Consider the following 13,088-nt stretch of genomic DNA (forward strand, 5'->3'; position numbering starts at 1 on the left):
ACCGTTCTCAGAGCCGGTTCTCGGCGAGCTTGTTCTCGTTGACCCAGACGAAGCCCTCGTCGGTCTCCCGGCGCTTCGCGGGCGATGGCGTCGCCGGGTCGAACGTCTCCTCGAACTCGATACGGACCTCGTTGCGGTCGGCCGCCGGGAACTCCGGCACGAACTCCTCGTCGTCCAGCAGCCCCTTCACGGAGATGCCACCGCCGACGTGGATGGCGGCGCCGTAGGCCGCGAGCCGGTCGTCCTCGCTGGAGTCGACGTCGACGCCAAAGTCGTCGTCGGTGATGCGGGCCTCGGTGCGGCTCGTGTCGGCACCGGCGAGTTCGGCCACGTCGAAGCCGTCGTCTGCAGCGCCCTCGTCGGCCGGGTCGCCGACGGACTCGGTCGCCGCCTCCTCCTCCAGTTCGTCGAACACCTCGCCGAGCGCGTCGTCGGCCGCCCGCGAGACGGCTGGACCGCCGCCGCGGAGTTCGAAGCCGCCGGTGCCCGAACCCCCGGAACCGCCGCCGTCGCCCGTCGTTTCGGCAGCCCGGCTCCCCGCTGCCACCGTGTCGGCCGTGGTCTCCGTGCGTGGTCCGTCGTCGCTGTCGGACGGCTCGTCGTCGGCGTCGCCGGCGTCGATGTCCGGCAGGAGCCCGTCGCTCCAGCCGTCGTCGGCCACCGGGTCGTCGGTCACGCCGTCGTCGGCCACTGGGTCGTCGGTCACGCCATCGTCGGCCACCGGGTCGTCGGTCACGCCATCGTCGGCCACCGGGTCGCCGGCCATGCGCTCGTCGGCCGTCCGACTGCCGTCCGCCGGCGTACCGTCGCTGTCCGGTCGGCTGTCGTCGTCCGTGACGTCCCCGGACTCGTCCTCGCCGAGGTCGTCCGCGTCGTCGTCCGCGCCCGGGTCGAGCACCCAGTCCTCGTCGTCCCAGAACGGCGTCGTGTCGTCGTCGGTGTCCGGACGGTCGTCATCGTCGGCCTCGCCTGCGCCGTCGGACGTCCCGCCCGGGCCGTCGTCGTGCGTCTCGCTCGCGTCATCCGGATGGTTGCCACCCGCATCGTCCGCGCCGAGCCAGTCGGGGTCGGCGTCCTCGACCACGTCGACAGAGGCACCGGGTTCGGCTCCCGACGTATCGTCACCGACGAAGTCGATGAGCGCTGCCGTGTCGTCCGTCGTCCCGGAGTCGTCCGCCACGAACCCGCCCTCGGCATCCAGCACGGCGTCGGGGTCCGGCTCCACCGGGTCCTCGAGGTCGGCGACGCCCGTCGCCCGGTCGGGGGCGCGCTCGGCCAGCGAAGGGCCGTCTGTCTCGGTGACCCAGTCCGGCAGCGGCACGTCGTCGCCGTCGTCGGGGACGTACGCGCCGGGCTGGTACTTCGCGAGCAACGGCCGGTCGAACACCTCCACACGGGGGCCGTAGGACTCGTCGAGCCGCGCGCGTTCGTCGGTCTCGACGAGCGCGAAGCGCCAGCGGTCGGTGCCGTCGGAGAGCTGGACGAACTCGCAGCCGAGCCCGTACAGCAGCCGGACGTTCACCGCGTCGACGAGCGCGGGCAGGTTGTAGTCGCCGAGCGGGGTGTCCGGGTACTCGAACGGTGCCTCGCGGGTGATGCCGTTCGCGTCGGTCACCGAGAGGGTGTACGGGCCGGGCGACTCGCCGTCGGCCGAGACCGGGCTGCCGTGGGCGTCCCGCATCGAGAACGACCAGTCGATGGCGTCGAAGACGTCGGCGAGGTGGGTGGCCGGCGCGTGGCTCCAGTAGCGGGCGGGCGCGTCGATGCCGCGCCCGGCGGTCGCGACGACGTCCCGCAGGAACTCCGTCGGGTGGCCGGCCGCCTCGAGCGCGCTCGCGAGCGCGGTCTCGAGCGACGCGTCCGGGACGTCCGTCTGGGCGCGCACGTCGGCGACCGAGACGCCGAACGAGCCGAGCACGTCGGCACAGACGACCGCGTCGTGCTCGTCCTCGCGTCGGGACCGGGAGGTCATCGTCCCGAGTTGGCCGAGCACGCGGTTAAATATTTCTTGCTAGCTATTGAAGAAAATAGCTCGCCCTGGTCAGGCGCGGTCGCTGTCGAGGTCGATGTCCAGCTCCGCCAGCAGCTCCCTCGCCTCTTCCCGTTTCTCCTGGTGGTCCGCGAGGAACTCCCGCATCAGCTCGGCGGCCTGTTCCTTGCAGCCGCCACAGAGCCGCTCGCCGCCGACGCACTCCTCGTACACCTCGGTCGCGAGGCCGTCGTCGTCGTTCGCGAGCAGGTAGGCGTACAGCTCGTAGACGGGGCAGTCGTCGGCCTCGCCGCCGAGCTCGCGTTGCTCCTCGGCGGTCTCGCGCCCCCCGGTCGTCGCGGACTTCACCTTGTCGTAGCCCACCTCGGGGTCGTCGAGCAGGCTGATGTGGCTCGCCGGCACCGACGAGGACATCTTCCCGCCCGTCAGGCCGGTCATGAACCGGTGGTAGATCGAGGACGGCGGGATGAAGCCGTAGCCGCCGTGGTCGACCTCGACCTGCCGGGCCAGCTCCTCGGCCGCTTCGGGCGCGAGGTCGAACGAGTCGACGTGGCCCTCGTAGACGCGCTTCTCGCCCTCGACGGCGTCGATGAGGGCCTCGAACGCCTCGTCGGTCGCCTGCCGGTCGAAGAAGCGCGTGCGGGGCCGGAACGGCTCCATGCCCGCGGACTGGAGCTTCTTCACGACGCTGGCGCGGGCCGACTCCTCGATCTCGGGCACATCGACGCTGGGGCGGTCGGCCTCGAAGTCGACCGCGCTCTCGCCGTGAGCGAGGTACTGCGCGGCGTGGACACAGCGGACGGTCGTGTCGCCGTCGCGGTCGGCGGCGAGTTCGGAGAGCGCGTCCCACGCCTCTCGGAGCAGTTCGCGCTCGGCGTCGTCGGCCTCGAAGCTCGCGTACGCCTCGGTCACCTTGAAGAAGCGCATCCGGGTCGCCAGGTCGCGTGCGAGCCGGATGTGCGGGTCCTGGTCCGGTCCGACCGGGATGACGGTGGGCTTGGGCTCGTCGAGCTGCGGGTAGAGGATGTCCGCCATCTGGGTGACGACGCTCTGCATGTGGCTCACGTCCGTCTCGCCGTCGAAGCCGTAGATGGCCTGCAGCTCGGAGTAGTTCGCCTCGATGCCGAGTTCGAACGCGAGGTCCTGCAGCTCGCGGTTGTCGGACTGGCGGTAGAGCTCGCCCTCCTCGGGGTCGAAGCCGAGCGCGAGCAGGCTCAGCAGGTAGTCGCGCGAGTGCTCGTCGATCTCGTCCCAGGTCAGCCCGCGGGCGGAGTGCGCCTCCAGGTCGGCGATGAGGCCGTAGGCGTCGCCGCCGCGCTGTTGGTGCCAGATAATCTCGTCGAACACCAGCTTGTGGCCGATGTGCGGGTCCCCCGTCGGCATGAACCCCGACAGCACGGCGAACGGCTCGTCGTTGCGCATCGCCGCCGCCACGGGCCGGTAGTCGCGGTGCCCGAAGATGACCCCGCGCCGCATCAGGTAGTGCGGCTTCGGGATCTCGGGCAGCAGCTCGTCGAACTCCTCGATGCCGAACTCCTCGAACAGCTTCCGGTAGTCCGCGACGGTCGAGGAACCCCACGGGTCCAGCGCCACGTCGTCGGCCCCCTCCGCGACGGTGTCGCCGCCGTCCGGCAACACGTCGTCGGTCGAGGGTGCGTCCGTATCGCGCGTCATTCTGATATCGGTAGGTGACGGTGGCGCGCGCAAAAAGGTTCGCTTGTGGGCCGTCGTCGGGGTCTCGCGCTGTGCTACTCCGAGAGCCGAACCGTCACGACCGGCACCGGTGACTTCCGGACCACCTGCTCGGCGACGCTCCCGATGAAGTAGTGGTCCAGCCCCGTCCGCCCGTGGGTGCCCATCACGATCATGTCGACGGGCTCGTTCTCGACGAACCCGAGGATCTCCCTGCGGGGAACGCCCTCGCGTCGATGTGTCTCCACGGGCAGGTCGTCGGGCAGCACTGCCAGGGTGCCGTCGATGGCCGTGTCGGCGCGCTCGCGCTCGGCCTGCGTCCACGCCTCCGGCGAGAGACCGCTCGTCGGGCTCTCGAAGCGGTTTCGCGTGTCGACGACCGAGAGGACGTGCACGGTCGCGTCGAACCGGTCGGCGAGCGTGGCAGCGTGCTCGGCCGCGGCGTCGATGCCGTCGCTTCCGTCGGTCGGCAGCAGGATATCGTCGTACATATCGGATGGCGCGTCGGGAGCGTCTTGAATCCCGGGATTGCGAGGGCCGGTCGTGGCTCAGAACCCGCCGGTCGCCATGATGAACAGCGCGACCGCGATGATCCCGAAGAGCACGCCGACGCCCTTCTTGATGGTGCCCGTGTCCAGCGCCGCCGAGACGTAGGGTGCGATCTGGCCGCCCAGCGTCGTCGCCGGCACGGTCCAGACGACGATGTCCCAGCGGGTGGTCGCGAGGTCCATCGTGTGGCCGCCGGGGACGAGCCCGCCGCCGAAGACGTGGACCAGGGAGGCGAGCACGGCCGTCGTCGCGACGACGATGTGGTTGGTGCCGATGGCGACGCGGACGGGCACCTTCGTCCGCAGCATCGAGATGATGCCGAGCTCGCCGATGCCGAAGCCGGCGAGGCCCTGGAACATGCCGCCGATGCTGTAGTTCGCGAACCGCTCGACGTAGCCGCCGCGGGAGTACTCGTAGTCGTTGCCGTCGCGGTCGACCCGCGTGACGGTGCCCTCGTCGTCGACGGCGACGCCGGCCGGACCGAGCTTGTCGTCGTCGTTCGGGAGCTCCGCGCCGCCGTCGGCGGACACCTGCCCAGCCTCGTCGGTGCTGCCGCTCGGTTCCTCGTGGCCGAGGTCGGCCCGGAACAGGAGGTAGGAGGCTGCGAGCAGTGCGATACCGAGCAGCGCGTGGAACAGCGGCTCGGGGATGACGAACGAGAGCAGCGCGCCGCCGACGACGAACGGTACCGCGCCGAGGACGAGCGACGTGGCGAGCCGGCGGTCGACCAGCCCGTACTGGATGAACGCGAGCGAGGAGCTCGACAGGCCGAAGGACTCGCTGATGAGCCCGATCTTCACCAGCGTCTCGGGTGTGAGTCCCTCGCCGGTGATGAGCGGGTAGATGAAGATGAGGAACGGGACGAACAGCGCGGAGCCGCTGATACCCACCGTGTTGACGATGGTCGCACCGGTGAGGAAGAAGAAGAATATCCACCAGTACTCGAGCCAGTAACCGGTTCCGGCACCGCCGGTCGGCGCGAAGAGGTACACACCGACGACGAACAGCACCGGCGCGAGGAACACGAACACGTGCTGGTACTTGAGGAAGGTCTTCTGGATGCTTCCTGCGGACGACGACGGCGGTTCGGTCATTGAGGGTACCGGCCACGTAAGGAAGTGGGGTATAAGTGCATTTTCGTCTCGGCCGATTCCACTGGATGGAATGCGAAATTCGAAGGACGTGGGCGAGAGCGACTGAGACCAAAAGTTACGGCACCACCACCGTTACATACTAGAATTCCTAATATTTATTGTACGGGTCGTGCTATTGAGTAACGTATGAGTTTTCCAGAGGGGCAACCCGACCCGAGCGAGCGGACGCCAGTAGACGACAGTGGTGATGCAGTCGACCCTGCCCCGACGGACGGACCGCTCTCGCGACTGCTCGAACCGATTCGACGCCACCTCCGGACGTGGTCGGGTCGCTACGTGGAGATGCGCGTCGAGGCGCGAACCGGTCGTCGGGAGTAGCCGTCGACTCGCTTCCTGCAGTTCTCGACCCGAGTAGCGTCGGCCGTGACGGCGACCGCCGCCGTCGTGGCCGCTACCCCCGCCAGCTGAGACAGGTCGCGGCCCAGGTGTAGCCGGTGCCGGCGGCGAGGAAGAGCACGTCGTCGCCGGGTTCGAGCCGCCCCCGCTGGAGCCCCTCGTCCAGCGCCAATATCTGGTCGGCGGACTGGACGTGGCCGTAGTCGTCGAGGTAGTAGGCGTCCGATGCGGGGTCGCAGCCGAGGTCGTCGCAGAGGTACTCGTGGAACGACCGCTTCATGTGCGTCACGGCGAGGAAGTCGACCGAGTCGACGCCGGACCGGTCCATCGCCGTCTCGGCGACCTCGCGGAAGTTCGGCAGGCTCACCTCGGCGAGGCGTTCCTTCATGCCCTCCTGGTCGGGCACGTCGAGCGTGTGCAGCCCCGAATCGACGGTGTCGTGGCTCGACGGGCGCTTCGAGCCGCCGGCGGGCATCACCACGTCGTCGGCGAACGAGCCGTCGGTGACGGCCGCGCTCTCGCCGACCGTCGCGCGGACGCGGTCTGCGTCTGGGTTCGATTCGAACACCATCGCGCTCGCGCCGGAGCCGAAGTTGAACATGAACGACGAGCGCTCGTTGCCGTAGTCGACGAGGTCCTCCTCGCGGCTGGCGGTGACGAGCAGCGCCCGGTCCACGTGGTCCGCGAGCAGCTGCGCCTTCGTCTGCCGGATCGCGAGGGGTGCGCCGGCGCACAGCGCGTACGACTCGTTCGCGAAGGCGTTCTCGGCGCCGAGCTCCTCGGCGATGGCGGCCGCGGCGGACCAGACGACGTGGTCCTTGTACTCGCTGCCGTGGTACAGCACGAGGTCGAGGTCCGCGGCGTCGAGCCCCGCGTCGGCGAGCGCCTCGCGCCCCGCCTCGACGGCCATGTCGGTGGCGTGGTCGCCGTCGGGCGGACAGACGTGCTTCTCGCGCAGGCCCATCTTCTCGACGACGACGTCCTCGGGGATGCCGCTCTCGGCGGCGATCTCTGCACCCGAAACGGTCTCGTCCGGGACGTACGTCCCGTAGCCGGTGAGCGCGACGCAGCCGCCGTCGGGGTCGGGCCCGCCGCGGTCGGGCCCGGGCCCGCTCACAGCTTCCACCCCCTGACGCGGCCCTTCACGGCCGCGGCGACCTGTCCGGCGACGGTCCCGCCGAGGTAGCCCCGGAGCGTCCCGAGCAGCCCGTTGGGCACGTACAGCACGAACAGGACGAACAGCAGGCCGATGTAGAGCCCGGCCCGGCCGTTGAGGAACACCTCGATGCCCTCGGCGACGGTGAAGCCGTCGATGATGACGGTGTTCAGCGTCCCCTCGCCGAGGTGGTTGCGGAGGTACGGCAGCAGGCCGCCGCCCTCCTTCGTGAGGAACTCGTGGAGTCCCTCGTGGAACAGCCGGCCGAACAGCGGTCCGGCGACGGTGCCGAAGCCGCCGATGATGGACGCCAGCAGCGCGTCCCCGGCGGTGAGGAAGTAGAAGGAGTTCTCCGGTGCGACGGAGGTCCGGTAGCCCGTGAACAGGCCGCCAGCGATGGCACCGAAGAAGCCAGAGATGGCGAACGCACCCATCTTCACGCGGAAGGTGTCGTAGCCCACGGCGCGGGCGCGCTCCTCGTTCTCGCGGATGGCGATCATCGCCCGTCCGAACGGCGAGTGGATGATGCGCTGCATCGCGAAGTAGCAGACGAGCACGACCAGCCCGACCATGTAGTACGACACCTCGCCGGGGCCGAGGCTGATGGTGTGACTGATGGGCGAGAGCGCGCCGATGCCGGTCAGCTGCACGAAGTCCATCCCCCAGGTGAACGTGTCGCCCTGGAGCTGGCCGATGGTCATGTTCAGCGAGTCGACGTACGGCACGCCGATGGCGAAGCCGTCCTGCCTGCCGAGGACGGCGATGCCGTCCCGCGGGTTCGACCCGAGGTAGTCCCAGTTCGAGAAGAACACGTAGAGGATCTGTGCGAACCCGAGCGTGATCATCGCGAAGTAGACGCCGGTGAGCCGGAACGCGACGCTCCCCATGAGCAGCGCCATGACGACCGCGAGGACGCCGGCGAGGAGCAACAGCACCATGAACGGCGTCCCGCTCCCCAGCAGCGGCACCTTCCCGTTCGCGACGAGGATGACGAAGTACGCGCCGAGGCCGTAGAACGCCGAGTGGCCGAACGAGAGGTACCCCGTGTAGCCGCTGATGAAGTCGAAGCTCATCGCGAACAGGCCGAAGTAGAACACGGTTATCATCGTCTGCACGCGCGGCAGGAACATCGCCATCTCCGCGGCGACGAGCGAGCCGGTGAGGAACGTGTAGACGAACGGGTAGAGCGCGAAGAAGGCGACGACGAACGCGTGGGCGACGTGCTCGCGGAGGTACTCGCCGAGGTAGTGCTCGTCGGTGGCGGTCTCGCTCGCCACGTCGGTGGAGTCCGCGGTCGCGGTGCCGCCGTCGGTGGCGCCGTCGCCGGCCGCCACCTGGCTCTCCGACCCGTCTGCGTCGGTCGCACCCTCGTCGGGCGCGTCGGTGGGGTCGCTAATGGCCGCCCACCTCCTCGACGCCGAACAGGCCCTGCGGCCGCAGCACGAGCGTGCCCACCAGGATGAGGAAGATGAACAGCTCCGGCAGCGCGGAGAAGCCGACGATGTCGCTGGTGAACAGCTCCGTCGTGAACGCGTCCACGAAGCCGACCAGCACGCCGGCGACGACGGTGCCCCGGAACGTGCCGAGGCCGCCGACGATGACGACGACGAACGCAGGTAACAGGACCTCCGCACCGAGGTTGATGCTCGCCGCCCACGCGCTGTCCCACATCAGCAGCGCCCCGGCGACGCCGGTGATGCCGACGCCGACGCCGAAGACGACGGTGAACGCCTGATGGACGTTCACGCCGAGGGCCTGGGCCATCTCGCCGTCCTCGCTGCCCGCACGGATGTAGAGCCCGTAGCGGGTCTGCGTGAGGAAGATCCAGACGCCGGCGGTGATGGCGATGCCGAGCAGTATCTGGAACACCTCCAGGCCCTCGACGCCCAGACCGAACACGTCGTGGGTCTTCGAGATGATCTCCGGACGGGTGCCCTGTGCCGCCAGCCAGTCGGTCGACGGCTGGATGTCGTAGAACAGCAGCACCATGCGCAACAGCTCCTCGAGGACCAGCGTGATGCCGAACGTCAGCAGTATCTGGTACAGCGGCGGCCGGTCGTACAGCGGCCGGATGAGCGACACCTCCAGCGCGCCGCCGAACGCGGTCAGCAGCGCGAAGACGACGCCGATGGCGACGAAGAACAGGGCGATGCGCCCGACGTTGCCGCCGGCGCTCGCCGCGAACGTCACCATGACGAGCCCGCCGAGGTACGCCCCGATGGCGGTCAGCGAGCCGTGGGCGAAGTTCAGCACGCCCATCAGGCCGAAGATGAGCGTCAGGCCGGCCGCGATCATCACGTAGATCGAGGCCTTCGCGAGGCCGTCGAACAGCACCCGCGCGAGCACCGACGGGTCGAGGAAGTGCATGACCGCGTCGACGAGCGAGACGAGCGGAATCACGTCAGGTACCTCCGTATCTCCTCGTCGTCGGCGCTGACGCCCTCGGTCGTGTCCGAGTGGACCACCTCGCCGTGGTCCATCAGGTAGAACCGGTCCGCCAGGTCCATCGCGAGCGGGAAGTTCTGCTCGACGAGCAGCAGCGATGCCTCCTCCGAGACCGCACGGAGCGCGTTCGCCACGTCCTCGACGATCTGCGGCGCGAGCCCCTCGCTGGGTTCGTCGACGAGCAGCAGGTCGTTCTCGCCGACGAGGCCGCGGGCGATGGCGACCATCTGCTGCTGGCCGCCCGAGAGGTTGCCCGCCTTCCGGTCACGGAACTCGCGGAGGTCGGGGAACGCCTCGAACGCGCGGTCGAGATGCGCGTCGACGCCCTCGCCGTCTTTCACGGCGACCTGGATGTTCTCCTCGACGGTGAGCTGGGAGAACATGCGGCGGTCCTCGGGGATCCAGCCCATGCCGGCCTTGGCGACCTCGTGGGTCTGTCGGCCGGTCACGTCCTCGCCGTCGTAGCTGACCGTCCCGTCGCGCGGCGGGGTCAGCTGCAGTGCGGTCCGCAGCGTCGTCGTCTTGCCGACGCCGTTGCGGCCGACGAGCGCGACGGTCTCGCCGGGGTCGACGTGCAGCGACACCCCTTCGAGGATGTGGCTCTCGCCGTAGTACGTGTGCACGTCCTCGAGTTCGAGCAGGTGGCTCACGCGACGCCACCCCCGTCCTCGCCTGCGGTCCCGGCGCCCTCACCGCCGTCGTCGCCGGCGGTCGGTGCGTCGGGGTCGTAGCCGCCGAGGTACGCCTCCTGGACGGCGTCGTCGTCCCGGACCTCGGTCGGCGGGCCGTCGGCGATGAGCTCGCCCTGATGCAGCACCGCGATGCGGTCGGCGAGGTCCATCACGACGTCCATGTTGTGTTCGACGAGCAGGACGGCGTGGTCGGCCGCGACGTTCCGGATGAGCTCGACGACCTCGTCGACGCTCTCCGAGGAGACGCCCGCCGCGGGCTCGTCGAGCAACAACACGTCGGGGTCGCCCGCGAGCGCGACGCCGAGCTCGAGCTGGCGCTTCTCGCCGTGGCTGAGGTTCTGGGCGACGTCGTCGGCCTTCCCGGCGAGACCCACCCGTTCGAGGATGGCCTCCGCCTCGTCGACGTACTCGGGGAAGGCGTCGACGTTGCGCCAGAAGCGCGTCGTCGCGTCCCCGTGGGCCTGTGCCGCGACGCGGACGTTCTCACGCACGGTCGTCGTCGGGAACAGGTTGGTTATCTGGTACGACCGGTGGAGCCCGGCGCTCGCCGTCTCGTGCGGCGCGAGCCCGGTGAGGTCGTGCCACCCGCCGTCGTCTCGGAACTCGACGCTGCCCTCGCTGGGCTCGAGTTCGCCGGTGAGCAGGTTGAAGAACGTCGTCTTCCCCGCCCCGTTCGGGCCGATGAGCGCGCAGCACTCGTCGCTGTCGAGGCCGAACGAGACACCGTCGACGGCGGTGATGCCGCCGAAGTGCTTCGTCAGCCCGTCGGTGCGTAACACCTGGTCCGCCATCGCCTACAGGTCGCAGCCCATCCCGGGGTCGTCGGCCGGGATGGTCGTCTGGTCCTTGCTGACGCGGGCGACGGGCTCGCCCGGCATGATGCCGGCACCCCAGCTGTCCGCGAACTCGTCCGTGGTCGGGACGGGGTAGGCGACGGTCATCTCGGAGCGCGCCTGGTTGTTGTACTCCTGGTAGGTGTACGCGTCCGACCCCTTCGGGGTGTCCGCGACCGTCATCCCGCGCATCGCGCCCGCGATGTCGATGCCCTCGGTCGAACCCGAGGCCTGCACGGCCTGGTGGACCGAGGAGGCTGCGGTGAACGTCCCCGAGGTGAACAGGTCCGGCACCTTCCCGTAGGCGCTCGTGTACATGTCGACGAACGAGCTGTTGATCTCGTTGTCGTACTGGTTCCAGTGGTACCGCGTCGTGAACGGCCCGATCTCGGCGTCGCGGATCTTCTGTGCGGTCAGCGGCTCGCCGAGCAGGTTCGTCAGCACCTGGCCGACGACCGCGTTCGTGATCTCCGTGGCGAAGCCACCGAAGATGCGCAGGTCGTAGTTCGCCGCCGTCGTCATGAAGTTCGGCAGCGTCGCGACCGTGAACCCGCCGACGACCGCGTCGGCGTTCGCGCTGACGGCCTGCTCGAACAGCCCCTCGAACTCGGAGTAGCCCTGCGGGACGAACCGCTCCCCGACGATCTCGATACCGTTCGCCTCGAGCACCGTCCGGTAGTTGTTCACGACGGCGCGGCCGAACGAGTAGTCCGCACCCATGAGGAACACGCGCTGGATGTCGGTCTCCTGTGCGGCGTAGGTGCCGCCGGAGCGGGCGTCCATCGCCGTGTTCTCGTTGGCGCGGAACACCTGCGCGGAGCAGGTCTCGCTGTTCGCCGTGATGTCGGCCGACGCCGCCGGCCCCGCGATGAACGGGATGTCGACCCCGGAGGTGTTCACGACGGTCTGTGCGACCCGTTGTGCCGACCCCGACGAGGAACAGCCGAACAGCACGTCGACGTCGTCCTGCTGGACGAGGTCCGTCGCGGCGGTCTGTGCGACGTCCGCCGAGAACTGCGTGTCCTTGAAGATGAGCTCCCAGCTCACGTCGCCGTCCTCGATGGTCCGGGTCCCGGTCTGGACGTCGGTCAGCGGGTCCGAGTCGGTCCGGTAGGCCAGCCCCGAGAGGAAGCCCCAGATGGACTGCATCCCGTAGTACTGGAGGTCGCCCGACATCGGCTGCATGATGCCGACCTTGACCGTGCCCGAGGCCGACACGTCGGCCTGTGTCGTGGTCTGCTGTCCACCACCGGTGGTTCCCCCGTCCGTGGCTGTGTTCGTTTGCGTGTCCGTGCCGTTGCCGTCTCCACCACTCGTGCATCCGGCCAGTGCGCCGGAACTGAGTGCGCCCAACGTAGCCATCATTCGTCTTCGTGAGATGCTCACGCGCGACATACTCGACACTATCGACTCAAGAGCGGCAAGAATTACGAGGTTAACATGTTAAACCGTCAGTCGTCCAGGTCCGACAGCGCGTCGACGACTCGCTCGACCATCTTCTGCTGGCCGCGCCGCAGGTTCTTCGAGACGGCCGGTTTCGAGACGCCGAACTCGTCGGCGAGGTCGCCCAGCGTCGTCTCCCGCGGGCTCTCGAAGTAGCCCTCGTTCGCCGCGGTCTCCAGGGTGTTGCGCTCCACGTCGGAGAGGTCGCGGCAGCCACCGATGAGCGTCATCGCGGCACCCGCGTTCTGGACGATGTCGTTCATCGACGGCAGCGTGACGGTCTCGCGCTCGACCACGTCGAACTCGTTCGCCTTCTCCAGCTCGGAGAGCGTGCCGTCGGCTCGCCCCTCGTCGTCGAAGCCGACGTGCCACATCTCGCTGCCGTCCTCGATGTAGAACGGGCCGGTGATGTAGCCGTCGTTGCGGCGGATCGTCTCCATGGCGTCCGTCTGGCCCATCACGGTCTTCAGGTGCGCCACGTCGTCCCGCTTGGCCAGCAGGTCGATGTCGTGCATGTGGTCGTGCTCCTGCAGTGCGTGCAGGCCGTTGTCGAGTGCCCCCCTGTCCGCTCCTTCGACGACCATGCGACATTCGAGCTCCTCCGCGACCGGGTGGAACTCCCAGTGCGCCGCCGCGAACGCCACGTCGTGGTCCGCGGTGGTGTCGATGAACGGGCAGTCGTACTGCTGCATGTCCATCGAGAGATCTATCATACTCGTTCGTGCCTAGTGTTCACACATCGGCACGTCAGTTCATAAGCGTTTCCGTCCCGTGGCCCCAGATCGGCCCGAAACAGGA

At 68.9% G+C, this 13,088-nt stretch carries 12 protein-coding genes; 1 reads left to right on the forward strand and 11 read right to left on the reverse strand.

The features are described from left to right. Positions 1–7: 7 nt before the first annotated feature. The 4 genes from ACSG06_RS11615 to ACSG06_RS11630 form a co-directional block, all read right to left on the reverse strand. Positions 8–1,972, reverse strand: coding sequence for a hypothetical protein (locus ACSG06_RS11615; RefSeq protein ID WP_440990448.1), 1,965 nt, complete (start codon positions 1,970–1,972; stop codon positions 8–10). Positions 1,973–2,041: 69 nt separating this feature from the next. Then, positions 2,042–3,664: a tryptophan--tRNA ligase gene (locus ACSG06_RS11620; protein ID WP_440990449.1), complete on the reverse strand. Its 1,623-nt coding sequence runs from the start codon at positions 3,662–3,664 to the stop codon at positions 2,042–2,044. A 74-nt stretch (positions 3,665–3,738) separates the two neighbouring features. Beyond that, positions 3,739–4,173, reverse strand: coding sequence for a universal stress protein (locus ACSG06_RS11625; protein WP_440990450.1), 435 nt, complete (start codon positions 4,171–4,173; stop codon positions 3,739–3,741). A 57-nt stretch (positions 4,174–4,230) separates the two neighbouring features. Continuing rightward, entirely contained in the window at positions 4,231–5,325 is a 1,095-nt protein-coding gene (locus tag ACSG06_RS11630) for a TSUP family transporter (RefSeq protein WP_440990451.1), read from the reverse strand. A gap of 186 nt (positions 5,326–5,511) precedes the next feature. On the opposite strand from ACSG06_RS11630, the gene ACSG06_RS11635 reads away from it, so the two are divergent. Beyond that, positions 5,512–5,703, forward strand: a complete 192-nt coding sequence (locus ACSG06_RS11635) for a hypothetical protein (protein WP_440990452.1) — start codon at positions 5,512–5,514, stop codon at positions 5,701–5,703. A 73-nt stretch (positions 5,704–5,776) separates the two neighbouring features. Here ACSG06_RS11635 and ACSG06_RS11640 read toward each other — a convergent pair whose 3' ends face one another. The 7 genes from ACSG06_RS11640 to ACSG06_RS11670 form a co-directional block, all read right to left on the reverse strand. After that, entirely contained in the window at positions 5,777–6,838 is a 1,062-nt protein-coding gene (locus ACSG06_RS11640) for a 3-oxoacyl-ACP synthase (protein ID WP_440990453.1), read from the reverse strand. Further along, the gene (locus tag ACSG06_RS11645) at positions 6,835–8,013 is read right to left on the reverse strand and encodes a branched-chain amino acid ABC transporter permease (protein ID WP_440991426.1); all 1,179 of its coding nucleotides are present in this window, start codon (positions 8,011–8,013) and stop codon (positions 6,835–6,837) included. The genes ACSG06_RS11640 and ACSG06_RS11645 overlap by 4 nt, the downstream gene beginning before the upstream one ends. A 256-nt stretch (positions 8,014–8,269) precedes the next feature. Beyond that, complete coding sequence (locus ACSG06_RS11650; protein ID WP_440991427.1) at positions 8,270–9,244, reverse strand: branched-chain amino acid ABC transporter permease; 975 nt, start codon at positions 9,242–9,244, stop codon at positions 8,270–8,272. Between the two features lie 29 nt (positions 9,245–9,273). Beyond that, a complete protein-coding gene (locus tag ACSG06_RS11655; protein WP_440990454.1) occupies positions 9,274–9,972 on the reverse strand; it encodes an ABC transporter ATP-binding protein in 699 nt (232 codons plus the stop codon). Next, entirely contained in the window at positions 9,969–10,805 is an 837-nt protein-coding gene (locus ACSG06_RS11660; RefSeq protein ID WP_440990455.1) for an ABC transporter ATP-binding protein, read from the reverse strand. The genes ACSG06_RS11655 and ACSG06_RS11660 overlap by 4 nt, the downstream gene beginning before the upstream one ends. A gap of 3 nt (positions 10,806–10,808) precedes the next feature. Then, the gene (locus ACSG06_RS11665) at positions 10,809–12,212 is read right to left on the reverse strand and encodes an ABC transporter substrate-binding protein (protein WP_440990456.1); all 1,404 of its coding nucleotides are present in this window, start codon (positions 12,210–12,212) and stop codon (positions 10,809–10,811) included. A gap of 86 nt (positions 12,213–12,298) precedes the next feature. Next, positions 12,299–13,003 (reverse strand): helix-turn-helix domain-containing protein, encoded by a 705-nt coding sequence (locus ACSG06_RS11670; protein ID WP_440990457.1) that lies wholly within the window; start codon positions 13,001–13,003, stop codon positions 12,299–12,301. Positions 13,004–13,088: the final 85 nt, after the last annotated feature.

The organism is Haloarchaeobius baliensis (assembly GCF_052060055.1).
GTDB lineage: Archaea > Halobacteriota > Halobacteria > Halobacteriales > Natrialbaceae > Haloarchaeobius > Haloarchaeobius baliensis.